The sequence below is a fragment of the Chroococcidiopsis sp. SAG 2025 genome (assembly GCF_032860985.1).
Taxonomy (GTDB): domain Bacteria; phylum Cyanobacteriota; class Cyanobacteriia; order Cyanobacteriales; family Chroococcidiopsidaceae; genus Chroococcidiopsis.
The window spans coordinates 6111041-6134633 of the sequence record NZ_JAOCNC010000001.1; the positions used below are offsets into that span (position 1 = coordinate 6111041).

Sequence of the window (23593 nt, forward strand, 5' to 3'; positions counted from 1 at the left end):
ATAGTTTTCACCTTCATTGTCGTACAAACCGAATATATCTCGCGATTCTCAAATTTCTTCCGTGCGATAGATCGATTTTTCAGTATATATTAATACTATATAAAGTATTGAAATAAATTATTCAAAGGAGTTTGAGCAGTGAATATTCTAGCTTGGATAGTATTAGGTTTAATTGCTGGTGCGATCGCCAAAGCTATCTATCCCGGTCGTCAAGGTGGCGGTATCTTAGGTACGCTCTTACTAGGTATTATTGGTGCGTTTATAGGTGGTACTTTGGGAACTTTCCTCAGTACGGGAACCTTACAGTTGGCAGCCACAACTTTTAGTATTCCTGGTATAGCTTTAGCAGTTCTTGGTGCAATTATTGCTATATTTATTTGGAATGCAATCAACCGTCGCAGCGCTGTATAAGTTTTTAGTAAAAGCGTAGTTAAAGTATAATATATAGAATAAATCGGGATAGAAAATTAGATAAACTATCCCGATTTTTTGTGATTGAATATTCGATCAATAGCTCTGAATTCAAGCAAGCAAAAATTTCTCTATAACCTCTTGCTCTAGAAGCGATCTTCAAATAAGAGTTATGTCAGATTGTCAGTCAAACTTAATCCGAACTCACTTCTCGAATTTGTAAAGCATTACCCATCCACTCAGCACCGTGAAGCTGAAATTTTGCGATTTCTTCTTGAGGTTTTGCAGTCATTTGGACGAAGGCAAATCCTAACCCTTCACCCGTACTCCAGTGAGTCGGATAAAAAATATGTTTGATAGAACCATAATTGCCAAAGAGGTCTAAAATATCTGTTTGTGCTACTTGGTGCGGTAAGTTATTAACGAACAGGGTCATAAAAACACTCCTCTATCGATTCATGGCAATGCCTGGACTCTAGTATTCCCAAAATTTCATCAAAAATTTGGCTCGACCGATCGGCTTCGCTCGGAGATCCTCCAAAACCCTTTTGAGGAAGCTAAGAAAAATTGGCACGGGAGGTGATGTCTAATTTGTGACTTCTACCTATTGTTGCTGTGACAGTTTTGATTGTTACCGCTTGCGAGTCAGTAGTATTTATTTTTTTTGTATATTTAATAACAATTAACTCAAAATTAATAATTGACAGCACATCTACTACGTTAGATTCATGACTTCTGGCAACGTATTACGGGAAGATAATACAAATTTAGCTTTTTCGTAAAATTTATTAAGATTGCTAAATGAACCTCAAACGCTTATCTCAGTTTGGCTCTCCGATTTTAGGTTTACTCTTATTTGGAGTATCATTGTGGGCGATCGCAACTCAATTGCGAGAGTTTGACTATCGAGATATTTTTCGCAGCTTGGCAGGAATTCCCAAAAGTTACATAGTCCTTGCACTGATTTGCACTGCGCTGAACTACTTGATGCTGACGGGGTATGATGCTTTAGCAATGCGATATATTCGCCGTTCCATACCTTTTCGGAAAGTGGCACTGACGGCGATTATTAGTCAAGCAATTACTAATACTGCCGGATTAGAACTCTTAACTGGCAGCGCGATCCGCTACCGATTTTATTCGGCTTGGGGGCTATCGACTCTAGAAATTGCGAAAGTGATTACTTTCTGTCACGTTAGCTTTTGGTTGGGTTTTTTTGCGGTAGCTGGCTTGGTGTTGATCGGCGAACCTGTATCTGTCCCCTCTTTACTCCGCATTCCCTCAAACTCTTTATTTCCGCTTGGTACGATATTTTTATTTTTAGTTGCAGGATATTTATTGTGGAATACTTGGAGCCACAAGCCGATGAAACTCGGCAAGTGGGGAATTCCGCGCCTTCCTGGTAAGCTTTCACTCTTTCAAACAGCGATCGCGATCCTCGACTGGGCAATTGCAGGCGGCGTTCTTTACGTTTTGCTATTAGCTAACGCTCCCCTATCGTATCCAAGCTTTTTCGGGATCTACATCTTAGGACAGTTGGCAGGAGTTATTAGCAATGTCCCTGGTGGATTAGGCGTGTTTGAAACGGTACTCTTGCTGTCGCTATCAGCGCAAATTCCATCAGCCGAACTATTTGGGGCATTATTAGCATATCGAGGCATTTACTACTTTTTACCTTTGATTGTGGCGATCGTACTGCTGGGAATTTATGAACTGCGGCAGCGATTCGAGAAAACAGAGTTTTCTCCGCGCAATCGTACCTAAACTTTCTGAACTCATTTTAAAATACAAGCACAGCCACAGATATTGTTGTATTTGCTGTCTGAGTCAGTGCAAATTATGCTTGAGCTAAGAAGTTTTGAGTGTGGGGTAGGCTGCTACCAACTTCGTAACTATGAACTATGAGTAAACAAGAATCTGGAGCGATCGCGCGCGAAATTCAAACCCAAATTTTCGTTTTGGGTGGACTCGCCGCCCTCATGTGGATTACCGAATTTGTAGATATCTTCTTTTTTAGAGGTAGATTAGACGCTTTTGGTATTCGTCCCCACAGTTTTATCGGCTTGCGGGGCATTTTCTTAGCCCCTTTTTTACACGGTGGATTGGGACATTTAATTGCAAATACAATTCCCTTTCTCACTTTAGGCTGGTTAGTGATGTTACGGGAAACCAGCGATTTTTTTGTCGTCAGCATCATTACCATGTTCGTCAGCGGATTGGGTGTATGGTTGACTGGTTCGCCTTATTCAATTCATGTTGGTGCAAGTGGAATTATTTTCGGTTATTTTGGTTTTCTACTTCTACGCGGCTATTTCGAGCGTAGTTTCGCCGCGATCTTATTTTCTCTGATTGTAGGCTTTCTCTACGGCGGGATGATTTGGGGAGTTTTACCAATACAATACGGTATTTCTTGGCAAGGGCATTTATTTGGATTTATTGGCGGTGCGATCGCGGCTCGTTTATTAGCTAAACCAAAAAAGAGGTATTAGTTGTAGGGGCGCACAGCCGTGCGCCCACTCTATAGAAAAAAGCGTAAGCTTCTCCATTTTCCCAAGCTTTAATACTATTTTCCTGTGGCTCGATTAATTCTTTATCCTTTGTAGGTTGTTCCCACAATATGCCGTCATTAAAACCTTCGTAACGAGTAGCAGAAAATATGTGTGGAATAGCTTCTAAAGAACTAAATCCTGCATTGGTAGCATTTGTTGATGAAGTAGGGCGGGCATTGCCCACCTTACGATTTAGCTACTACTTTTAATTGCGATCGCCCATATTTTCAGGTACACCTACAGGTGGTACTAACTCCGCATCTCCTGAATTTTCTGATTCGGGAATTGGCTGTTCGCTCGGTTCTGTAATTTCTGGTAGTGTGGGTGACACGCTAGGAGATGGCGTGACTTGAGGACGACGGAAACGATTGAAATAACCACCAAATTTTTGACCAATTGGATTTTGAGTTTTTGGTGTTTCTGGCGTAACTGGTAAAGTCGGTTCTACTGGTGTTGTTAACTCTGGGGCAATTTCTTGAGTAGTCGTTTCCTCTTCAGGAGTATTTAACTCGGATGCGGGTGATTCTTCCACTTCAGGCAAAGTGGGTGATGGTGTAGCAGTTGGTGAACGACGAAAACGATTAAAATAGCCACCAAAACTTGGGGAGTCGGGAGTCGCTGGAGTCGGTGCGACTGGTGGCGTAATTTCTACTGCTGGTACTTCTGGGGCAATTTCTGGTAATGGTTCCGTTGCTTCAGGAGTAGTTAATTCTGGTGCAGGTACTTCTACTTCTGGCGTTGGCGATGGTGCAACAACTGGCGAACGGCGGAAGCGATTGAAAAATCCTTTCGGTTGTTCTTCCTCTAGTTTTTTTGGTGCTGCTTCGGGTTTCTCTTCTGGTTCTACAGCAGGTTCCACTTCCGGCGAAATTTCTGGCTGTGGTTCTACAGCAGGTGGAGTTAGCTCCGGTGCAGGAGATTCTTTGACTTCCGGTAGCGTCGGAGATGGTGTAGCAGCAGGAGGACGACGGAAGCGATTGAAAAATCCTTTTGGTGCTTCTCCCTTGGCTGGAGGTGTTGGGGTTGGTTCTTTAGTTTCAATTTCTGGGGTTTCAATTTCTGTTTCGGCAGGCTTTTCTTTCGTTTCGGTTGGTATCTCTTCTTCTGGTTGCGGTGGAGTAGTCTCTTCTATCGCTGGTGGTACGGGTGCAGGCGCTGCTTCTACTTCCCCCTTATAGTCAGGATCGACAATACCACGGGCGGCGGTGGCGGATAGTTCACCCCTTACCAGTTTTGAGAGAGTATCTTGACTATTCGGATCGTAGGAAATGACGCGGACGGTGTTATTGAAAACATTTTTGACTGGGTTGCCTTGTTCGTCGAGAAATTCGAGTTGTACCCAGTTCTTGCCCTTGTTAAAGCCTTTGAGGTAAATCGGTTCCCAGCGATCGATGATAAAACTCTTGCCGTTAATCGTACAACGGATACGCCAGTCGGGAACTTCGTCTTGAGGATCGGCTTGGGCAGCGAGGTGTAGAGGGGCGTTGGTAAGGTAAAAGTCGAGTAGGATTGGTTCTGCCCCGTAGCTACCTTTAGGACGACTGTAGGTTAATAATGGCTGGCTAGAGTTGGGGTTGTTGTCGTCGGTTTTGGTAAAAACGTGAAATGTAGTTTGAGCGTATGCACCCTCGTTCTTAAAACTTTCGTGCCAAGGGCGGGAAGCGAAGACGCGCAGGGTGTGAGTACCTGGGGATAGGTTAGATAGGACAAAAGGCTTTTGCACGTCGTAGACGGCTTCGTAGGGCTGGTTATCGAGAATAACGTGGAGATGGGGACCTAAACCTAAATCTGAGTTTTGAAAAATGGGTAAGTCTTGGACTTGAAAGCGGGCTGATACCGTGTCGTCTTGCAACACCTCGTCGGGCTGGGGAGACAAGATTTTGACTTGCGGCTGGCGAACTTCCAAGGCTTGACGCAGTTGCAAAATAGCTTCCGGTGGGGCGACTTCGGTAATGTTACCTGCAAGTTGGACGGTACTGCGGGAGTTCGGGGGAGTAGCGGCGCGTAAAGTATCCGAACTGCCACAACTTACCAAACCTAAGCTCAAACATGCTGCGACTAGAACTGCGATCGCAGCCTTAGCCATTTTTCGTAGTTTTGCGATTGCCACCACCCCAAATGCTCCTCATACTCGAAATTTGCGATCGCCCTCAATCTAAATTTTAAGGGTTGCAGGTAAATCGCCTGAAATGATTTACAGATTGTGCCAGATGACAGCTCAGCTTTCGCGTTCTGAGTATCAAGCGTTACATGTAACTCACCCATGAGATACAAGTCAATTTAATAAAAAACTTCATCCTCAAGAGGTAACTCTCGTCGCCTGTTCCCTGACTTCTGACTCATTTCTTCATAAGTGTTGCAAATTATTTAGCTTTGTAAATTATATAAATAACCCCTTGACTTTTTTCACAGTCATGGAAACTTGGAGACCTGAACCTGCTTAATGTTGAGCAATTTTGAAATATTGTTAACAAACGCCTAAGATGAAGACAACCAAGATTTTATAATTCATCAGAAAGCAGTTTCGCGATTCGGTATTCTGGTCTACCTGATGGATGTCATAGAACAGACAAATGGTTGACTTACTCAAAGAAAACCGATTTGTGAATTAAACCACTCCTGTTTCCTTGTCAAGAGAGGAGAGTCTAAATGACGATCAGTCCTCCGGAGCGAGAGGAAAAGAAAGCAAGAGTTGTCGTCGATAACGATCCGGTTCCAACTTCATTTGAGTTGTGGTCAAAACCTGGACACTTCGATCGCACCTTGTCTAGAGGTCCCAAAACCACAACCTGGATTTGGAACCTGCACGCCCTCGCACACGATTTCGATACGCATACCAGCGACCTAGAAGATATTTCCCGTAAAATCTTCGCCGCTCACTTCGGTCACTTAGCGGTGATCTTCATCTGGTTGAGCGGGATGTATTTTCATGGCGCTCGTTTTTCAAACTATGAAGCTTGGCTAGCCGATCCGCTGGGCGTGAAGCCTAGCGCTCAGGTCGTCTGGTCTGTTGTTGGTCAAGACATTTTAAATGCTGATGTCGGTGGTGGCTTCCACGGCATTCAGATTACATCTGGATTTTTCCAAATTTGGCGTGGTGCTGGCATCACGAACACGTTCCAACTCTATTGCACTGCCATTGGCGGTTTAGTCATGGCGGCGCTGATGCTGTTTGCTGGTTGGTTCCACTACCACAAACGCGCTCCTAAGTTGGAATGGTTCCAAAATGTCGAGTCAATGCTGAACCACCACCTAGCAGGATTGTTAGGTCTAGGTAGCTTGGCATGGGCAGGACACCAGATCCACGTATCTTTGCCAATTAACAAGCTATTGGATGCTGGGGTAGCGCCAAAGGATATTCCTTTACCGCAAGAATTTATCCTCAACTCCAATTTGATGACTGAGTTGTATCCCAGTTTTGCTCAAGGCTTAACGCCCTTCTGGACGTTGAACTGGGGCGCATATGCTGACTTCCTCACCTTCAAGGGCGGACTTAACCCCGTTACTGGCGGACTGTGGTTGACAGATCAAGCGCACCACCACCTGGCGATCGCCGTATTGTTCATCATTGCCGGACACATGTACCGGACGAACTGGGGCATCGGTCACAGCTTGAAGGAAATTCTGGAAAATCACAAAGGACCCTTCACCGGAGACGGTCATAGAGGTCTGTTTGAAAACATGACCACTTCCTGGCACGCTCAGTTGGGAACCAACTTAGCAATGCTGGGTTCGCTGACGATTATCGTGGCGCATCACATGTACGCGATGCCTCCGTATCCGTACTTGGCAACCGACTACGCAACTCAGCTGTCCATTTTCACTCACCACATGTGGATTGGCGCTTTCTGTATCGTCGGTGGTGCGGCTCACGCCACCATCTTCATGGTGCGAGATTACGATCCAGCCACGAACATGAACAACGTTCTGGATCGGGTACTTCGTCACCGCGACGCTATCATTTCTCACCTCAACTGGGTGTGCATGTTCTTGGGCTTCCATAGCTTCGGCTTGTACATCCATAACGACACGATGCAAGCGCTCGGTCGTCCCCAGGATATGTTCTCGGATACGGCGATTCAACTTCAGCCCGTATTCGCGCAGTGGGTGCAAAACCTACACACATTGGCTCCTGGTTCTACCGCTCCTAACGCCCTCGAACCCGTTAGCTATGCTTTCGGTGGCGGCGTGCTGGCTGTAGGTGGAAAAGTTGCCATGATGCCGATCGCGTTGGGTACGGCGGATTTCATGATCCACCACATCCACGCTTTCCAAATCCACGTTACTGTACTAATCCTGCTTAAGGGCTTCTTGTTTGCCCGTAACTCTCGCTTGATCCCAGACAAGGCTAACTTGGGCTTCCGCTTCCCTTGCGACGGTCCAGGACGCGGTGGTACTTGCCAAGTTTCTGGTTGGGACCACGTATTCTTAGGTTTGTTCTGGATGTTCAACACGATTTCGATCGCCGTCTACCACTTCAGCTGGAAGATGCAATCGGATGTGTGGGGCACGGTAGACCCAGACGGCACGATCAATCACATTACGGCAGGCAACTTTGCCCTCAGCGCCACTACGATCAACGGTTGGCTGCGTGACTTCCAGTGGGCGCAAGCCGCTCAGGTGATTCAGTCCTACGGTTCGGCACTGTCCGCTTACGGGCTGCTGTTCTTAGGCGCTCACTTTGTCTGGGCATTTAGCTTAATGTTCTTGTTCAGCGGTCGCGGCTACTGGCAAGAACTGATCGAATCGATCGTTTGGGCGCACAACAAGTTAAAAGTTGCTCCCACCGTACAGCCTCGCGCTTTGAGCATCATTCAAGGTCGAGCTGTGGGAGTAGCCCACTACCTCTTAGGCGCGATCGTCACGATCTGGGCGTTCTTCGAGGCACGAATACTTTCAGTAGGTTAGCATTCAGTCATCAGCAATTCATAAGAATTGCTGATGGCAATAGGTCAGAGGATTCACGTAACCTATGGCAACAAAATTCCCTAAATTTAGCCAAGACCTAGCCCAGGACCCGACGACACGTCGGATTTGGTACGGCATCGCAACCGCTCACGACTTTGAAAGCCACGACGGGATGACCGAAGAGAATCTATATCAGAAACTCTTCGCCACTCACTTCGGTCACTTGGCAATCATCTTCCTGTGGGCATCTAGCCTGCTGTTCCACGTCGCTTGGCAAGGCAACTTCGAGCAGTGGATTAAAGACCCACTACACGTCCGTCCGATCGCTCATGCGATTTGGGACCCACAATTCGGCAAAGCCGCAGTCGATGCTTTTACCCAAGGTGGTGCAAGCTATCCCGTTAACATTGCTTACTCTGGTGTTTACCACTGGTGGTACACCATTGGGATGCGGACAAATAACGACCTCTACATGGGTTCCGTTTTTCTGCTGCTACTAGCGTCTCTCTTCCTGTTCGCTGGCTGGCTGCACCTGCAACCCAAGTTCCGCCCCAGTCTTTCCTGGTTTAAGAGCGCCGAGCCACGCCTCAACCACCACTTAGCTGGTTTGTTTGGCGTTAGCTCCTTAGCTTGGACTGGACACCTAGTTCACGTTGCGATCCCCGAATCTCGCGGACAGCACGTTGGTTGGAGTAACTTCCTCACCACCCCACCTCATCCAGATGGGCTACAACCCTTCTTCTCTGGTAACTGGGGCGCGTATGCTGCTAACCCCGACACTGCCAATCACGTATTTGGTACGAGTCAAGGCGCAGGAACCGCAATTCTAACTTTCTTAGGTGGTTTCCATCCCCAAACCCAGTCCTTGTGGCTGACGGACATGGCACACCACCACCTGGCGATCGCCGTATTATTCATCGTCGCCGGACACATGTACCGTACCAACTTCGGTATCGGTCACAGCATCAAAGAAATGCTCAACGCCAAGAAATTCTTTGGCGCTAACACTGAAGGTCAGTTCAACCTGCCTCACCAAGGCTTGTACGACACGATCAACAACTCCCTGCACTTCCAATTGTCTCTGGCATTGGCTGCACTGGGAACGATCACATCCTTGGTCGCGCAGCACATGTACGCGATGCCTCCCTATGCATTCATGGGGCAGGACTTCACGACACAAGCAGCGCTGTATACCCATCACCAATACATTGCTTGTGCTTTGATGTTGGGTGCGTTTGCCCACGCTGCAATCTTCTGGGTACGCGACTACGACCCAGAGCAAAACAAAGGCAACGTTCTCGATCGCGTCTTGAAGCACAAAGAAGCGATTATCTCCCACTTGTCTTGGGTGTCTCTCTTCTTGGGCTTCCACACCTTGGGTCTATACGTCCACAACGACGTTGTAGTAGCCTTCGGTACTCCTGAAAAGCAAATCCTGATCGAACCAGTCTTCGCACAGTTCATTCAGGGCGCTCACGGTAAAGTACTGTACGGCTTCGATACCCTGCTATCGAATCCCGATAGCGTTGCTTCCACCGCTGGCGCTGCATGGCTGCCTAACTGGTTGGATGCAATCAATAACGGCACGAACTCTCTATTCTTGACCATCGGTCCTGGCGACTTCTTGGTACACCACGCTTTTGCCTTGGCGATCCACACAACCGTGTTGGTACTCGTTAAAGGCGCGTTGGATGCCCGTGGTTCCAAGCTGATGCCCGATAAAAAAGACTTCGGTTATGCCTTCCCTTGCGACGGTCCTGGTCGTGGTGGTACTTGCGACATCTCCGCTTGGGACTCCTTCTACCTGGCTGCTTTCTGGGTACTAAACACTGCTGGTTGGGTCACGTTCTACTGGCACTGGAAGCACTTAGGTATTTGGCAAGGCAACGTAGCTCAGTTCAACGAGTCTTCGACATACTTGATGGGCTGGCTGCGCGATTACCTGTGGCTGTATTCAGCTCAGCTAATCAACGGCTACAACCCATATGGCATGAATAACTTGTCTGTCTGGGCTTGGATGTTCCTATTGGGACACTTAGTATGGGCAACTGGTTTCATGTTCCTGATCTCTTGGCGCGGTTACTGGCAAGAATTGATCGAAACTTTGGTCTGGGCGCACGAGCGGACTCCTCTAGCGAACTTGATTCGCTGGAAAGACAAGCCCGTTGCTCTATCCATCGTTCAAGCTCGGATTGTCGGCTTAGGTCACTTCGCTGCTGGATACATCCTCACGTATGCTGCGTTCCTCATTGCCTCCACGGCTGGTAAGTTTGGTTAACGCTTCTACCTAGTTGTGTAGTTAAATGAGAAAATCCCTCACCTACGGGTGGGGGATTTTTAATTTTTGATGATTGGACTTTTAGTAGATGTTTTTGATGTGGTTAAAAGGTAAATTTTGGATCGTGGTTGAAGAAGTTAGGAAAAGATTTTGTGTCGCGCATCAGCGAAGCGAAGCGACGAAGGAGTGTTAGACGCAAAGGCGCGAAGAAGAGCGCAAAAGTTTTAGGTCTGTAAGGGCGGGTTCACCAAAAATACTTATTTTTATAGCAAGATCTCAACAAATCCGCCACCAGTTAACGATTTGTACCCATAGGGATCGATATAGGAGAAAAACATGAGTCGCAAGAAGCAAACCCAAAAATCGATTAATGTAGATGGTAATCGTCCAGTCGATCCGAGTGAAATTAAAGTCAAAGAGACGGTAAATATTGACGGTCAACGTCCTATTGCTGCTGATAAAAATGAAGTGCGCGATACCCTGGATGTAGATGGTCAGCGTCCGATCGCTGCTAGTCATTTACAATCTCAAGAGACATTGAATGTAGACGGTAGCCGTCCAGTAGATCCCAGCGATCTAGATATTAAAGAAACGGTAAATATCGACGGTCAACGCCCGATTGCTGCGAATGATTTTAAAGTTGACAGGACGTTGAATGTGGATGGTCAGCGTCCAATTTCTTCAAATGACAAGGCACAACCTGAGATGCCCCCAGACTTCGTAGATTAATATGTGAGATATATAAATTCGTAAGGACGCACGCCTGTACGCCCCTACAATCGGATTGCAATTGAAAGAGACGGCGATCGAATTAAAATTTGTGTCACATTTATGTCACATTAGCCTTCTATTCTATCTTTCAGTAGACAAAACAGTCTGCTTCCTCATGCAAAGATTCAAACCCTCCTCAAGCCACAGTAGGAGGGTATTTTTTTGTCAGTGACCAGTGACCAGTTATCAGTTTTATTTCTTTTCTTCTTGTACTAAGCGGAATTTGGTGCTTGTAGTTCTTGAAACTGCGCTCGAATTGTCTCTATTCTTTTGCGATTTACGCCCAGATCGGATTTACCCAATCGAGAAGCCGAACGGACGTGGAAGACTTGTGCGTCGCGATCTAAATAAAACTCGACATCATCGACAAAACCCATTATCGCACTCGTGAATTCAGCATAGATATAGCTGTCAGTTTCTGTCACAATATTTGTTTTCGGTAAACTTGAGATAATTTGTTTGAGTTGGGTCAACGCCACCTCGGGAGCAGATGTATAGTTTAGCGGCTCCACTTTATGGCTGGCATCTGCACTTTGACTAGAGACGCAATTAGGCGTATTCGGACATGGGGCTAGCTTACCATCGCGCACGCCCAAGTTATTTGGTCTATTTCCTGTAAATATACCCACGCTCTTTATCGGCGAGACATCTATACTATGAATTTTAATATTGTATTGCTCATGTTAGTCGCGATCGCGGGCAATTAACATTTTCTCACGATAGTTACGTTGTTACACTGCTCAAAACTGGAAACGATGAAACTCAGTAAGATCTACCTTGTTACAGTTCTTTGTGACAAAGACGATCGGTGTAAAAATATTTTAATATTTTCTTGGTCTTTCAAGATTTTGTTGTAAAACGAAGTTTAAATTTTTCAAAAACTTTAATTAATCTCAAGCACTCGCGCTACGATTAATTTTAGTAAATTAAAGTATATACACTAGCACGCAAGCATAAAAGGTTCAGGAAAAAATTTTAGAGACGATCTCGTCTAAACTAGAAAAGTTGAGTCAAGTTCGGATTGCGATCGCAACCGCTCTGGCAAGAATGAAAATGTAAATCAATCATTTTCAAAAAAAGATAAGGAGTCAATAATGAGTGCATCGACAGAGGACGATATCAAATATATAGATGGAGAATCTTCAAAAAACGAGCCGATTTCAAATGTAGCAAATGGTTCTCAATATGCTCAGGTAGAAAACTTGAGCAGTGGAAGTTTAGATAAAATTCGAGAGATTCTCTTCGGGACGCAAGTTCGAGAAAATAATAAAAGATTTAACCGGATTGAAGAACGATTGCTGAAAGAGTTTACAGAACTGCGGGAAGATACAAGAAAGCGCATGGATGGATTGGAAGCCTACATCAGACAAGAAATTGAATCTCTCACAGAAGTCGTTAAAAAACAGCAAGTTAGTAGAGATGAAACTTTAAAAGAACTGACTCAAGAACATAAAAACCAAGTTGTAAATCTAGAGAAAAAGCTTTTTGATTTGGACGAGCAAACAAATAAAATTGCCCGAGATTTACGCCAGCAGATTTTAGACCAATCCAAAAATATGAACGAGGATATAGGAAAGAAATATGCGGAAATTTTAGCAACAGTCGAGCGAGAAACTCAGGAAATTCGGAGCGACAAAGCTAATCGAATTACATTATCGGCTTTATTTGCAGAACTAGCAATGCGCCTGAGAAGCGAAACCTAATATTGAAGTGAAGCTTAATATTAAAAAACAAAAACTAAGCGCACCTGCCAAGTCGTATCTTGCCGCAGAATCTGAATTTGGTCGATGAATTCGCGAAAGTAGAAGCGACGCTCCGATTCAGATAAATCGCGCCAAAACTGGGGAATGGATACAGCTTGAGCTACGGAACGTAAATTGACTGGTGGTAAAGTCGCAAATTTAGCTTGTAACTGGGAAATTTCCCCGCGCAGTTTGTAGGCGCGTAAACTAGCAGTCTCTTTATCCAAAACACCCGTACTAGTAAGCTGAGAGAGTTGAGCTAGGATCTCTTCACGATTGGCGATCTCGCTGAGTAAAGACTGCTTGGCTGCATCCAATTGAGGAAAATTCATTTGAGCCACAGCATCAGGTAAATCCCGACAAATGGCAGCGATTGTTTGTTCTAATACCTGTTCGTAGGCAATAGCACCACACTTAGGGCGTTGAGGACATTGCAAGGCGCGTAAGTAGAGATATTCTCGCTTTTGACGACGAGCAGTAACGCTCACAACCGTCATTGGCGCTTGGCACTCGCTACAAATCGCTAATCCAACGAGGGAACGAGGAGCGCTAGCAGTTCTCGGCGGGAGCTGGCGGTTACGCCGCAACAGGCGATCGATCTGAGCCGCCTCTTCCCGAGAAATCATTGGTATGTGGGTATTGGCGATCGTCTCACCGTTTTGATAAGCCGTATCGCCTCGATAAACAGGATTCGTCAGCCAACGTCGTCCGGTAGTCACGGAAATCTTTTTGCCATATTTTTGTGCTAAATGCCGTACTGCTCCGCGCAAAGAACCAAACAAGAGAAAATTTTCAAAAAAATCTTTCACAACTGGGGCAGTAGTGCGGTTGATCGCGTATTTTTCTTTACCGCGCCGATAACCATAGGGAGCTTTACCAGGAGGAGGCAAGCCATTGAGACGATTGCGAGCGTGTCCCTGACGCAGGCGACGGCTGTGCTGCTGTTGTCCTATGGTGTGTAGAAGTTGAATTAAATCTGTCTGTAGCGTTAATTCACTCCCCCTATCGGTAGCTAAAGACGATTCACCGATCGCTACCTTTACACCCAAAGCCTGTAATTGAACCAAGCGATCGCCAATTTCTGCCATAGTATCGCCTAGATCGTCCAAGCGACGAAGATACAAACAGTTTGGTGGTGCTGTCTGACAGTCACTCAACAACTGCTGCAACTGCGATCGCTGCCCTAAGTCTTGATAAACTCGATCCATACCCTGCCATCGACCGAGATCGGGTGTCGGATCGAGGAGAGGATCGCTGTAGCAGTAAGCAAAGGTTGTCATTAAGTCGTAAGTCGTAAGTCGGAAATCGTAAGTCGGAAATTGTTTAATCTCCTCTGCTTCCTCTGCTCTCTTCCCCCTGCTCCCTACTCCCTGCTCCCTGCTCCCTAATAACTGTTAACTGACTCAGTTCGATGATATTACCGTCGGGATCTTGAGTAAAAAGAGCAGCACGACCAGAAGCACTCATTTGTATGGGACAGTTATGAGTCAAAAGTCTTTGCTTAGCAGCATCTAGATCGGATACAGCAAAAGCAATATGAGGATTGCGACCTAATTTTTCGGGGTTTTGAGTTGTAAAAGGTACGCTGGGTGCAACAATGAGGTGAATTTGATACGTGCCGACTTGATACCAAGTACCAGAAAATTTGAGCGATCGCTCGACTTTGGCTAATCCCAAAATTTCCCCATAGAAGCGATCGGCTTGCTCTAAATTGGAGACTAGTATAGCGGTATGAAGACATTGCTCGATTTGCATAGATTGCTCCACCTTCCCCAACATCAGTATCTAATCTTACTTTTCTCGCTTTTTATATTTGCAAAACTTATACGAGTAAGCACTCTTGCGACTGTAAATCACGACTACACAGGCAAAGCCTGCCTTTGCGAGCTATAGAGTCCGTGCAGGCGAACCTAGTACGTGTCTGCGAATTCTATTTGCACAAGCTTGATGCTTACTACCAATCCTACTGTGAGAATCGATGGTGAAGATGAACGTTTCAGAACTAATCGAGCGCTATCAAGCTGGAGAGAGAGATTTCAAAGGTATCAGTTTCATCAGCGCTGCTCTAAGTGGCGTAAATTTGAGTGGCGCTAACTTGAAAGAAGCATCTTTGAGCGAAGCCGATCTGAATGGAGCGAATTTAAGCGCCACAAACCTGCAAGAAGCCTCTTTGAGTATGGCAAATCTCACTCATGCTGACTTAAGCGGTGCTAAATTGAATGGCGCTAATTTATCTGGAGCGAATCTCAAAGGTGCTAACCTGAGTGGAGCAGAATTGAAAATGGCAAATCTTACCCAAGCCAACTTAACCGATGCCAATATGGACGGTGCTAGTCTTTGGGGAGCATATTTAGCCGGAGCGAAACAGTGAGCAGGGAGCAGGGAGCAGCAATCTGTTATAACTTCTGACTTTTGACTTTTGACTTACGACTGCTGATTTCTGTACGGGCGGGTTTACCAATAGTCTTTGACTCTGACCAGTATTTCTGGTGAACCCGCCCCGACAATTTTTGACTTTTGACTTACGACTTACTCTCGGCAGCTTGGAGCGATCGCACCACATTTTTATAACCGTTAAACTCGGCGATCGTCAGTGCTGTATGTCCGCCTCGATTTTTTAAATTGACATTTGCCCCTGCATTTAATAATAATTCTACGGCTTCGCTGTAACCTCGATGGGCTGCCCACATTAGGGCTGTGGCTCCGGCTGCATCTTGGCGATTCACATCTGCGCCTTTTTTTAATAGCTGTTGCATCACACCGATCTGGTTGCGGTCTGCTGCTTGCATCAGAGGGGTTTTGCAGTCTGCTGTTTGGATATTTGGGTCTGCACCATAGTTCAACAATACTTTGACTGTCTCAGTGCGACCGAGGCTAGCGGCAAGGTTGAGGGGAGTTTCGTCTAAATTTCTGACATTGGGGTCTGCACCCCGTCGCAGCAATGCTTCGGCAATTTGGCTGTGTCCTTGCAAAGCTGCTACCAGTAGCGGAGTATCGCCAAGCTGATTTTTGACATTAACATCAGCACCGCATTCGAGTAGTGTCTCTACTACATCAGCGTAGCCTTCAACGGTAGCCAAATGTAAGGGGGTCTCTCCATCTTTGTCCTTAGCATTAATGTCAGCACCGTATAGAAGCAAAGCAGAGGCGATCGCTCTCTGTCCGCTAGCCGCCGCGATCGCGACTACCGTACTACCATCTTCCGTCCTTGCCTTCACGTCAGCACCGGCTTCCAACAAGGCTTTGACAATCTCTAGGTTTCCTCCGTCTACTGCCAATGTGAGAGCTGTTTCGCCAGCATCATCTTTTGAATTCAGCTCAGCACCTTTAGCTAGTAACAATTGAGTTACGGCAACATCACCTTTTTGAGCAGCTTGCATGAGTGCCGTTCTACCTTCCCAATTTTTGCCATTAACTGCTGCGCCGTGTGCTAGCAAAACTTTGACTATCTGAGTATTAGCTGTTGCTGCTGCCAGAGTTAAAGCTGTTTCGCCTGCTGTGGTTTGGTTTGGATCTGCCCCTGCAACGAGTAAAGCTTGGACGACGCGATCGTGTCCGTGCTGGATAGCTAGGAGCAGTGCTGTATCCTCATCTTTATCTCTGGCATTGACTTCCGCACCCGCTTGTAGCAAGAGTTGTACGACTTCGAGATCTCCTTTGGCAGCTGCTACCATCAAGGCTGTGCTGTTGTCGTCATTACCAGCATTAACATCTGCTCCCCTCGCCATCAGGAGTTCGATCGCGTCGAGACGGTGGGACGCAGCTGCTAACATCAAAGCCGTAATGCCAAAAAGTTGCCGGTGGATATTAGGATTGGCATTGCGATCGAGCAACACGCGAACGATTTCCCTATACCCAAGTTGAGCGGCAAACATCAAGGCTGTCGTACCCTCGCGATCGCACTCGTTAGGGTCAGCACCGCGATCGAGTAGCGCTGTTACCTGCCCAACGTCGCCACTTTTGACCGCTCGAATTAAGGAGACACCACGACTATCCATGCTCATAATCATCTCATAGAGCGCGATCGGTCAGGCAAAAGACTATTGAGTGGTGTGAGAAGTGTGGGGTGTGGGGTTGAATTGTGACTTGTGACTTGTGACTTGTAATTGCTCCGCGACTCTCTCTTCACTCCCTCAGCTCTCTTTCCCCTACTCCCTACTTCCTGCTCCCTATTATAATTTTTATAAAGATTCTTAAAGCCAGGTGAACGCACGATGGATACTCTACTCTCCCCAGAAGTCAAGTTTTGGCTCAATTTTTTCCATCCAGTATTGATGTGGATATTACTAGGAGTGTCAATTTATGCGCTCTATTTGGGTATCCAGTGGCGACGGGCAAGAACTGCTGAAGGCGAGAAAAAGAAAGAGCTGCTCAAAGGTAGATATAACGTCAAACACTACCAAGTTGGCTCGCTGATTCTGGCGCTGATGGTGCTGGGTGCGATTGGTGCGATGGCTGTGACTTACATTAATAACGGCAAGCTATTTGTTGGACCCCACCTTTTAGCGGGACTAGGTATGACAGGAATGATCGCTATCTCTGCTAGCTTGTCTCCTTTGATGCAAAAAGGACAAGATTGGGCGAGATACACCCATATTGTCCTAAATGCCACGATTTTAGCTCTATTTAGTTGGCAAGCTGTAAGTGGAGTACAAATTGTCCAGAGGATTATTACTAAACAGTAATCGAATTTGGTGTTAGAGCGCGATCGCGCTCTAACATTAGCTACGACGGCGCTTCGATTTTTTGGGAAAAGTTAAATTGAAGGATGTGTGAAAATCTTCCTGTACTTTGTGAGTTAGACGGCGGGAGACTTGACGCACGATTTGATTCAAGAGGCGATCGCCTGTAGCTTGAATGACAGATTGGGGCAAGCGTTGGATGAACTTGGGAAAATGCAAATCAACCGATAGATCGAGTTCCCACTCGACTCCAGTAACGATACCTTTGTAATTACTGTCAGCGCTAGCAGTTTCCACTAAATTCATCACTGCTTTGAAGTCTACGTCGTAACCTGGAGCAACGTAATTTGGGATGGCGATCGTTCTAATTCGATAAGCGCCTGACTCTGGAGGTAGAAGTTCCAAACCGACTTTAGGTTCTACTTCGTAATTGAAAGCACCAAAGTGACCGACTGTCAAGGCATAACCGTTAGCTCCAAGCGGCTCTACTGTCATCGGTTGAGCGCAGCGGCAAAACCAACCTTGGTGAGCATTGAGATATTCGGCAACAGTATGTACGTCAGCATACATTTCCATACAGTCGGTAAACTGACCGTGAAAGCGAGTTAGTTTCTCGGCTGGTATTTCTACCTCTGGCACGGCTGCTGCATCCCAAACCGTTTTTGAAGCCTCCATGTATTGGTATTCGCGATTGCTTGACAGCATAAAAGCCCTTGTGTCTAATCTGGTCTCTATATTCAGGATGCCCACGATAAGTTAGAGGTTGCTGTTCCCAACTCGATCTTTACTAAAACAAAACGTCAATCTGGCAGAGTTCATCAAATGTTTATCAAATTTAAAATTTAGAGATAGCAGGACAAATAACTGTCGTTTATTTAACATAATCACTATGAAAGCATTTGTAGCAGGCGCAACAGGTGAGACAGGTCGCAGGATCGTCCAGCAACTCGTGGCACGAAATATTCCCGTGCGGGCGCTGGTGCGAAACTTGGAGTCGGCTAGAGCAATTCTACCTAATACTGCCGAATTGGTGCAGGGTGACGTGCTACAGCCAAGTACCTTAGAAACTGCGATCGCAGATAGTACGGTCGTTTTGTGTGCGACAGGAGCAAAACCTGGCTTCGACCCCACAGCACCTTATAAAGTAGACTACGAAGGCACGAAAAATCTAGTCGATGTCTCTAAAGCCAAAGGCATCGAGCATTTTGTTTTGGTGTCTTCGGTTGGTGCGTCGCAATTCTTCCATCCACTCAACTTGTTTTGGTTAATTTTGGTTTGGAAGAAGCAAGCGGAAGAGTACATTCAAAAAAGTGGTTTGACTTATACAATCGTCCGTCCTGGGGGGTTAAAGAATGAAGATAACGCAGATAAGATCGTGTTATATTCCCCCGACACGCTGTCTTTAAGCGGTAGCATTCCACGTACCAAAGTAGCCGAAGTCTGTGTGGAAGCTTTATTTCAACCAGCAGCACGGAACAAAATTGTCGAGGCGATCGCCAAACCAGAAGCCCCAGAGAAAAATTTTGCCGATCTGTTTGCTGGTGTTGCCTAATGAGGGAGCAGGGAGTAGGGAGCAGGGAGCAGGGAAGATCGCCACGGGGTGCTAAAAGGTTCGGTAGAAGGCGCTTAGTTGCCGCTGGTATTGCTGCATTTGTCTTGCTATCCTTCCTGCGGCATTTACCTCAAGAGAAATCGCCTGCCGATCCCACGTTTGATAGTAATTTTCCGCCACTGGTGATGCAGGGGGGAGATCCTTACATTCGGGCTTTGATGAGAACGATCTCCGCTGGCGAGGCAAATGGTTCTCGACCCTATTCTCTAATCTATGGCGGTCAGCGCGTTAACGACTTGAGCAGTCATCCAGAACGCTGTATCACAATTGTTAGCGGTCCTAACAAAGGAAATTGTTCTACCGCAGCGGGGCGCTATCAAATGATAAATACAACTTGGTACGCTCTTGCGCCTCGATACCACCCTCAGCCTTCTGGCTTTCTCTTGTGGAAGTCTTATAGTTTTGAGGCAAGATATCAGGATAAGGTGGTTTACGCTTGGCTCAACGACTCGCAAGAGTGGGGAACGGATATTGCTAAATTACTGCGTCAAGGCAAGCTAGACCGAGTGTTAAGGCTGCTTTCCGGTACTTGGACGAGTCTCGGTTACGGAATTGAAGATAACGCGATGACCAGTTCTTTACCACGAATCTACCAAAAAGTCTTGCAACAGGAATTACAAGAGCGGGGATAACTGATAACTGATAACTGTTAAAACCGATCTTTCATCCCTCGCAGACGGGCAAATGTTTGCACGGGATCTTGACTTTTAGTAGCTGCTTGTAGTTCTGGTTGCTGCCAGCGTAAAAATGGGTTAGTTTGCTTTTCTATTCCCAGTAATGATGGCACAGTTGCTTGAGCGCGATCGCGGGCGGATTTAACTTGAGCGAATCGCGATCGCAGTTCTGCATTATTTCCATCTACAGTTAAGGCAAATTGCAGATTTTTCAACGTATATTCGTGAGCGCACCAAACCCTGGTATTATCGGGTAAATTGCGTAATTTGCTCAAAGAGTCTACCATTTGGGTCGGCGTACCTTCAAACAATCGCCCGCAGCCTCCAGCAAATAAGGTGTCACCACAGAATAATTCTCCAGGTTCGTTGGCGTTTGTAGGAGGAAAATAGTAAGCGATATGGGCGCGGGTGTGTCCGGGGACGAAGAAAACTTCGCCAGTGCGATTCCCAAAAGAAACGCGATCGCCTTCTTGTAAAAACACTTTCTGCCCTGGTATTCTGCCTTTATCTTCAATGCCACCGTAAACTGTGAGTTGCGGAAATTTTTGCATCAGCTTTTGATTTCCACCCACATGATCGTGGTGGTGGTGGGTATTGAAAATCGCTACTAATTCCGCGCCTAGTTGTTGCAGTTGTCTTAAAACTGGTTCGGCTTCAGCGGGATCGATGACAGCCGCAATATTTTGCTGTGGTTCGTAAAGTAAAAAAATGTAGTTATCAGAGAGTGCGTTAAGACGAAGAACCTGCATTTCACCTGACTCTATACAGTGCCATTTCTAATGTAGCGAGAAATCAGTTATCGGTTATCAGTAAAGAATGGCGTTTGGCAACAGGGCTTAGAGCAGATTCGTAAAGAAAATCTAAAGAGAACTGAATCTGGCTTTGTTAAAGTTATAGGCTGAATCGAGTGTAGTTATATTGTTGTCGATGAGCCGTCTACCAGCAATTGAGAATCCGCACCGTAAACCTTACCGAGCGTGATTTAAGCGATGCTGAATGGTTAATTCTCCAACCTCTTCTACCTACGCCCAAGGAATTTGGGCATCCACAAGAAGTAGATTTCCGAGAAATTCTCAATGCTATCTTCTACGTGCAACGTACAGGGTGTCAGTGGGAAATGCTGCCGCATGACCTCCCACCATACACAACAGTGTATGGCTACTTTCAGAAATGGCAGCGCAAAGGCATTTGGCAGCTTCTTCACGACTCTGTGCGTCATCAACTGCGACAAGATTTAGGTCGAGATCGACAGTCTACTGTGGCGATCGCTGATTCGAGTAGCAGTTAAGACCACGGAAAAAAAGGGGAGGTCTACGGTTTCGATGGTGGCAAGAAGGTTAAAGGACGTAAACGCCATATTGTCGTAGATTCTCTTGGATGATTACTTGGGGTTTTCGTTACCGAAGCTAATGCTTCAGAACGATTAGGGGCAGTGGTGGTACTGGATGAAGCAAAGGAAAAACTGTCACAATTAGAAGTCATCTGGGTTGACTCTGGATATTCTGGCAAGAACTTTGCCAATGCTGTTCAACAGGTCTGTGGTGAACAGGTGCGGCTGGAAGTGATTGAACGAACCTCCAATACCGTTCTCGCAGTTGCCCAAGCGATGGATTGTGGAGATGACCCAGCTACAATGCCCTCATAAACTTCAACAGATGAATGCTGATTGGGCAGCGCAGATTGCCGATTTTTGTAGGGCATAATTTCTCCTCCTGATTTGATCCTATACGGTATAGCTGCCTAATGTGGTTGAAGCAACTCTTTGTCTAACCACTGTTGCCGCAGGAAGCGTAAATATTTAATATGAAAAGAGGTGATTGTTAAGCTGCTTTTTCCTTCTGGGGCAACACAAACTCTAGCCATTTTTCTGACCACTCTTGACTCACCATGCTGGCTCGAATTTGCAAAACATTGTGTGCTCCTTCTCGAGTCCATTGCATTTTCTGTTTCCGCTTGTGTCTGGCATTGATGATGGAATCGATATGGGATTCTGCCACTTGACTGGTGAATACTAGATTGGCTTTCTGCCGCTGGTCATAATTTACCAGATAATCCAAATTGTTTTCCAGATAATCATGCAATCCCTGAAGCTTAGACCGTTTGTTTTCATCAGTGATGTGGTCGCGGATTAAGGCGATTTTTCGCAGAGTCTCTTCTGCTTCTCCATGCCAGAGAGTCCACTTCGCATTTTCAATGGATTCGCTGCAGGCTTCACCTAAAGCATTTTTGAGATTTTGGAATTTTTTGGCAATGTGAAACCAGTCCAAAATCGGTTCTATGGTTTGGCAATCAGGTTCTAGGACAGAAATGACAGACCAGCAGTTATGCGCACCATCGGCTATTGCAGTCACACGCGTTTGCTGACTTAGCCCCTGTTTCAGTGCTGCATGGTACAGGTACGTCTTGATGGTTTTCAGGTCGTCATCAAGGGCAGAAACCACACAACTTTTATCAGTAATTTGCTGATGGTGTTGATCGACATACTCCAGACTGCTCGGTCGATAGATGACAGCAGACAGAGCTTCAAAGCTCCGTTTGCCTTTGTCTTTGGTAGGAATATGACCACCATCAACTTGCACAATCAACTTCTCAGCAGGGACAGAAATCTCCTCTCTTGTCGGAGGTTTCTGATTCTTATGAGATAGCCGCTCTCCCACAGAGTTGGAGATGTGTTGAATCTGGACGTGGTTATTGACACTGCGACGTTGATAGTTGAGTTTCCCGAGGTTGTCCTCTGCCTGGCGGTAACTATGCAATGCCCCTTGCTCACATTGCAATTTCACTAACTCAGGATGGGTATCGCTGCCAAACACCGTGCTCGTGGTCGGTGTACTCTGCCAATTACAATTGGAGTTTTTGCAGCAATGCTTTTGAATGCGCAACTTGTGGTCGCTGAAAACAGCATGAAAGTTGGACGACATAAATCCGTTTTTGGAGAGTTTTGCTCCACACTGGGGGCAGGCATCGAATCCTGAATCGATTAAGGGAGATTGCTCAGCTAAGAACGCGTTTTGCACTTTAGTCAGCAGAGAAATCTGCTCTTGATGTCGCAGGCCTAAGTCTAGGATTGATTTCGGCTTTTTAATGTCGTAGATTTTGATGGTGTCTCGCTTGATAACTTTTTGGTTGGAGACAGCAACTTTTTCGACAACCACCCGGAATTCGTAATCCATTACCAAAACTTCCCACTTGTATCCTGTGAGAATAAGATACTATGAAAACCCAAATTTCACAATAAATATTTACGCTTCCGGGTGTGACTGTAATTGATGCAGGCTACGGTAATAACACGCCTTTTCTCAAGCAGTTGGAGTCGAGAAACCTAACTTACGTGGCAGCAATCGCCAAAAACCGCCAAGTTACTGCTCAAACATCAGGTGATGAGTCTGCTCGTAAGCAGGGATTAGAAGCTATTGCTCAAACCTTGGCAGTGGAGCAGTTCACACCTGTGCAACTCAATCTGGAGCAGCCCCGGACAGTTTGGGTGGCGCTGTTACCAGTTCACGTTCCGAAGCTCGAAGGCACTCGCTGGCTGGCGATTCAACTCAATGCCTCTAGTTTCGAGCAAGCGACGGAGGTGGATTACTTTCTCACCAATGCCTCTGACAACCAAGTCAGTGCGGCTTGGGTAGCTCAAACATATTCTGCTCGCAACTGGGTGGAGGTCTTCTATCGAGAAGCCAAGGGCTGGTTGGGTTTGAGTGAGTATCAAGTTCGGGATGCTCTGAGTATGAAGCGTCATTGGGTTTTAGTGTTCATCGCTTACACCTTCATCCTTTGGCATCAGTTGACCGGCGGATTCCGCAGACGTTGGGCAACCAAACCCTTACAAACCTTTGCCGAAGCATTGGAGGCATTCCGCACCGCAGTCGAGTTTCGTTTGGTCCGCTGGCTTAATGAGCATGTTGATGTATTTGCCTCTCACAGAGCTAAGTTCGGCTATATTTGGGCTTAGAAAGTTTTAAA

22 protein-coding genes and 2 pseudogenes are annotated in these 23593 nt (G+C 46.2%); 13 read left to right on the forward strand and 11 right to left on the reverse strand.

Annotation, left to right across the window (positions count from 1 at the left end; all coding sequences use genetic code 11):
- Positions 1 to 138: 138 nt before the first annotated feature.
- Positions 139 to 411 (forward strand): GlsB/YeaQ/YmgE family stress response membrane protein, encoded by a 273-nt coding sequence (locus tag N4J56_RS29885; RefSeq protein WP_106546210.1) that lies wholly within the window; start codon positions 139 to 141, stop codon positions 409 to 411.
- A 193-nt stretch (positions 412 to 604) separates the two neighbouring features.
- On the opposite strand, the gene N4J56_RS29890 is transcribed toward N4J56_RS29885, so the two are convergent.
- Positions 605 to 847, reverse strand: coding sequence for an RNA recognition motif domain-containing protein (locus N4J56_RS29890; RefSeq protein WP_015156936.1), 243 nt, complete (start codon positions 845 to 847; stop codon positions 605 to 607).
- Between the two features lie 365 nt (positions 848 to 1212).
- Here N4J56_RS29890 and N4J56_RS29895 point away from each other — a divergent pair, with 365 nt between their 5' ends.
- Together N4J56_RS29895 and N4J56_RS29900 are read left to right on the forward strand one after the other, a co-directional pair.
- Positions 1213 to 2175 carry a lysylphosphatidylglycerol synthase domain-containing protein gene (locus N4J56_RS29895; RefSeq protein ID WP_317109866.1) on the forward strand — a complete coding sequence of 321 codons (963 nt, stop codon included), beginning with the start codon at positions 1213 to 1215 and terminating at the stop codon, positions 2173 to 2175.
- Positions 2176 to 2312: 137 nt separating this feature from the next.
- The gene (locus tag N4J56_RS29900) at positions 2313 to 2900 is read left to right on the forward strand and encodes a rhomboid family intramembrane serine protease (RefSeq protein WP_317109868.1); all 588 of its coding nucleotides are present in this window, start codon (positions 2313 to 2315) and stop codon (positions 2898 to 2900) included.
- Here the strand turns inward: N4J56_RS29900 and N4J56_RS29905 are convergent.
- Genes N4J56_RS29905 through N4J56_RS29915 form a run of 3 tightly spaced genes read right to left on the reverse strand, consistent with a single transcriptional unit; the run spans position 2878 to position 5225 of the window.
- Complete coding sequence (locus tag N4J56_RS29905; protein ID WP_317109870.1) at positions 2878 to 3144, reverse strand: hypothetical protein; 267 nt, start codon at positions 3142 to 3144, stop codon at positions 2878 to 2880. The two genes, N4J56_RS29900 and N4J56_RS29905, sit on opposite strands and share 23 nt — an antisense overlap.
- A gap of 21 nt (positions 3145 to 3165) precedes the next feature.
- Positions 3166 to 5073, reverse strand: coding sequence for a hypothetical protein (locus tag N4J56_RS29910; protein ID WP_410500385.1), 1908 nt, complete (start codon positions 5071 to 5073; stop codon positions 3166 to 3168).
- Positions 5019 to 5225, reverse strand: a complete 207-nt coding sequence (locus tag N4J56_RS29915; protein WP_317109873.1) for a hypothetical protein — start codon at positions 5223 to 5225, stop codon at positions 5019 to 5021. Before N4J56_RS29915 ends, N4J56_RS29910 begins: the two co-directional genes overlap by 55 nt.
- Before the next feature lie 384 nt (positions 5226 to 5609).
- Between N4J56_RS29915 and psaA the strand changes: the two genes are divergently transcribed.
- The 3 genes from psaA (at position 5610) to N4J56_RS29930 (ending at position 10875) form a co-directional block, all read left to right on the forward strand.
- Positions 5610 to 7868 carry a photosystem I core protein PsaA gene (psaA, locus tag N4J56_RS29920; RefSeq protein ID WP_317109874.1) on the forward strand — a complete coding sequence of 753 codons (2259 nt, stop codon included), beginning with the start codon at positions 5610 to 5612 and terminating at the stop codon, positions 7866 to 7868.
- Between the two features lie 64 nt (positions 7869 to 7932).
- On the forward strand, positions 7933 to 10146 hold the full coding sequence (psaB, locus tag N4J56_RS29925) for a photosystem I core protein PsaB (RefSeq protein WP_317109875.1): 2214 nt from the start codon (positions 7933 to 7935) through the stop codon (positions 10144 to 10146).
- Positions 10147 to 10482: 336 nt separating this feature from the next.
- A complete protein-coding gene (locus tag N4J56_RS29930; protein ID WP_317109876.1) occupies positions 10483 to 10875 on the forward strand; it encodes a hypothetical protein in 393 nt (130 codons plus the stop codon).
- A gap of 254 nt (positions 10876 to 11129) precedes the next feature.
- Here N4J56_RS29930 and N4J56_RS29935 read toward each other — a convergent pair whose 3' ends face one another.
- Complete coding sequence (locus N4J56_RS29935; protein ID WP_317109877.1) at positions 11130 to 11546, reverse strand: DUF1499 domain-containing protein; 417 nt, start codon at positions 11544 to 11546, stop codon at positions 11130 to 11132.
- A 465-nt stretch (positions 11547 to 12011) separates the two neighbouring features.
- On the opposite strand from N4J56_RS29935, the gene N4J56_RS29940 reads away from it, so the two are divergent.
- Positions 12012 to 12620, forward strand: a complete 609-nt coding sequence (locus N4J56_RS29940) for a hypothetical protein (protein ID WP_317109879.1) — start codon at positions 12012 to 12014, stop codon at positions 12618 to 12620.
- Between the two features lie 20 nt (positions 12621 to 12640).
- On the opposite strand, the gene N4J56_RS29945 is transcribed toward N4J56_RS29940, so the two are convergent.
- Together N4J56_RS29945 and N4J56_RS29950 are read right to left on the reverse strand one after the other, a co-directional pair.
- Entirely contained in the window at positions 12641 to 13939 is a 1299-nt protein-coding gene (locus N4J56_RS29945; RefSeq protein ID WP_317109881.1) for a recombinase family protein, read from the reverse strand.
- A gap of 118 nt (positions 13940 to 14057) precedes the next feature.
- Positions 14058 to 14414, reverse strand: a pseudogene (locus N4J56_RS29950) (VOC family protein); the annotation flags it as partial.
- A 232-nt stretch (positions 14415 to 14646) separates the two neighbouring features.
- Here N4J56_RS29950 and N4J56_RS29955 point away from each other — a divergent pair.
- Positions 14647 to 15030 (forward strand): pentapeptide repeat-containing protein, encoded by a 384-nt coding sequence (locus tag N4J56_RS29955; RefSeq protein WP_317109883.1) that lies wholly within the window; start codon positions 14647 to 14649, stop codon positions 15028 to 15030.
- A 151-nt stretch (positions 15031 to 15181) separates the two neighbouring features.
- Here N4J56_RS29955 and N4J56_RS29960 read toward each other — a convergent pair whose 3' ends face one another.
- A complete protein-coding gene (locus tag N4J56_RS29960) occupies positions 15182 to 16663 on the reverse strand; it encodes an ankyrin repeat domain-containing protein (RefSeq protein ID WP_317109884.1) in 1482 nt (493 codons plus the stop codon).
- A 210-nt stretch (positions 16664 to 16873) separates the two neighbouring features.
- Here N4J56_RS29960 and N4J56_RS29965 point away from each other — a divergent pair, with 210 nt between their 5' ends.
- Positions 16874 to 17344: a DUF4079 domain-containing protein gene (locus N4J56_RS29965; RefSeq protein ID WP_317109886.1), complete on the forward strand. Its 471-nt coding sequence runs from the start codon at positions 16874 to 16876 to the stop codon at positions 17342 to 17344.
- A 36-nt stretch (positions 17345 to 17380) separates the two neighbouring features.
- Here the strand turns inward: N4J56_RS29965 and N4J56_RS29970 are convergent, their stop codons facing one another.
- Positions 17381 to 18046, reverse strand: coding sequence for a DUF1997 domain-containing protein (locus tag N4J56_RS29970; protein WP_317109888.1), 666 nt, complete (start codon positions 18044 to 18046; stop codon positions 17381 to 17383).
- 184 nt (positions 18047 to 18230) lie between these two features.
- On the opposite strand from N4J56_RS29970, the gene N4J56_RS29975 reads away from it, so the two are divergent.
- On the forward strand, positions 18231 to 18893 hold the full coding sequence (locus N4J56_RS29975) for an NAD(P)H-binding protein (protein ID WP_317109889.1): 663 nt from the start codon (positions 18231 to 18233) through the stop codon (positions 18891 to 18893).
- Positions 18893 to 19585: a glycoside hydrolase family protein gene (locus tag N4J56_RS29980; protein WP_317109890.1), complete on the forward strand. Its 693-nt coding sequence runs from the start codon at positions 18893 to 18895 to the stop codon at positions 19583 to 19585. The genes N4J56_RS29975 and N4J56_RS29980 overlap by 1 nt, the downstream gene beginning before the upstream one ends.
- Positions 19586 to 19602: 17 nt before the next feature.
- On the opposite strand, the gene gloB is transcribed toward N4J56_RS29980, so the two are convergent.
- Complete coding sequence (gene gloB, locus N4J56_RS29985) at positions 19603 to 20376, reverse strand: hydroxyacylglutathione hydrolase (RefSeq protein WP_317109891.1); 774 nt, start codon at positions 20374 to 20376, stop codon at positions 19603 to 19605.
- A 178-nt stretch (positions 20377 to 20554) separates the two neighbouring features.
- Here gloB and N4J56_RS41380 point away from each other — a divergent pair.
- Positions 20555 to 21252 (forward strand): annotated as a pseudogene (locus N4J56_RS41380) (IS5 family transposase); the annotation flags it as partial.
- Positions 21253 to 21447: 195 nt separating this feature from the next.
- On the opposite strand, the gene N4J56_RS30000 reads toward N4J56_RS41380, so the two are convergent.
- The gene (locus tag N4J56_RS30000) at positions 21448 to 22800 is read right to left on the reverse strand and encodes an ISKra4 family transposase (RefSeq protein ID WP_317109896.1); all 1353 of its coding nucleotides are present in this window, start codon (positions 22798 to 22800) and stop codon (positions 21448 to 21450) included.
- An 83-nt stretch (positions 22801 to 22883) separates the two neighbouring features.
- Between N4J56_RS30000 and N4J56_RS30005 the strand changes: the two genes are divergently transcribed.
- Positions 22884 to 23582 (forward strand): transposase, encoded by a 699-nt coding sequence (locus tag N4J56_RS30005; RefSeq protein ID WP_317109897.1) that lies wholly within the window; start codon positions 22884 to 22886, stop codon positions 23580 to 23582.
- The last annotated feature ends 11 nt before the right edge of the window (positions 23583 to 23593 follow it).

Bases quoted from the DNA above. Each gene is read 5' to 3' on its own strand.
- N4J56_RS29915 (WP_317109873.1), bottom strand. From the start codon at position 5,225: ATGGGTGAGTTACATGTAACGCTTGATACTCAGAACGCGAAAGCTGAG.
- N4J56_RS29900 (WP_317109868.1), top strand. From the start codon at position 2,313: ATGAGTAAACAAGAATCTGGAGCGATCGCGCGCGAAATTCAAACCCAA.
- psaB (WP_317109875.1), top strand. From the start codon at position 7,933: ATGGCAACAAAATTCCCTAAATTTAGCCAAGACCTAGCCCAGGACCCG.
- N4J56_RS29975 (WP_317109889.1), top strand. From the start codon at position 18,231: ATGAAAGCATTTGTAGCAGGCGCAACAGGTGAGACAGGTCGCAGGATC.
- N4J56_RS29945 (WP_317109881.1), bottom strand. From the start codon at position 13,939: ATGACAACCTTTGCTTACTGCTACAGCGATCCTCTCCTCGATCCGACA.
- N4J56_RS29980 (WP_317109890.1), top strand. From the start codon at position 18,893: ATGAGGGAGCAGGGAGTAGGGAGCAGGGAGCAGGGAAGATCGCCACGG.
- N4J56_RS29940 (WP_317109879.1), top strand. From the start codon at position 12,012: ATGAGTGCATCGACAGAGGACGATATCAAATATATAGATGGAGAATCT.
- N4J56_RS29960 (WP_317109884.1), bottom strand. From the start codon at position 16,663: ATGAGCATGGATAGTCGTGGTGTCTCCTTAATTCGAGCGGTCAAAAGT.
- N4J56_RS29890 (WP_015156936.1), bottom strand. From the start codon at position 847: ATGACCCTGTTCGTTAATAACTTACCGCACCAAGTAGCACAAACAGAT.
- N4J56_RS29965 (WP_317109886.1), top strand. From the start codon at position 16,874: ATGGATACTCTACTCTCCCCAGAAGTCAAGTTTTGGCTCAATTTTTTC.
- N4J56_RS29970 (WP_317109888.1), bottom strand. From the start codon at position 18,046: ATGCTGTCAAGCAATCGCGAATACCAATACATGGAGGCTTCAAAAACG.
- psaA (WP_317109874.1), top strand. From the start codon at position 5,610: ATGACGATCAGTCCTCCGGAGCGAGAGGAAAAGAAAGCAAGAGTTGTC.
- gloB (WP_317109891.1), bottom strand. From the start codon at position 20,376: ATGCAGGTTCTTCGTCTTAACGCACTCTCTGATAACTACATTTTTTTA.
- N4J56_RS29955 (WP_317109883.1), top strand. From the start codon at position 14,647: ATGAACGTTTCAGAACTAATCGAGCGCTATCAAGCTGGAGAGAGAGAT.
- N4J56_RS29930 (WP_317109876.1), top strand. From the start codon at position 10,483: ATGAGTCGCAAGAAGCAAACCCAAAAATCGATTAATGTAGATGGTAAT.
- N4J56_RS30000 (WP_317109896.1), bottom strand. From the start codon at position 22,800: ATGGATTACGAATTCCGGGTGGTTGTCGAAAAAGTTGCTGTCTCCAAC.
- N4J56_RS29895 (WP_317109866.1), top strand. From the start codon at position 1,213: ATGAACCTCAAACGCTTATCTCAGTTTGGCTCTCCGATTTTAGGTTTA.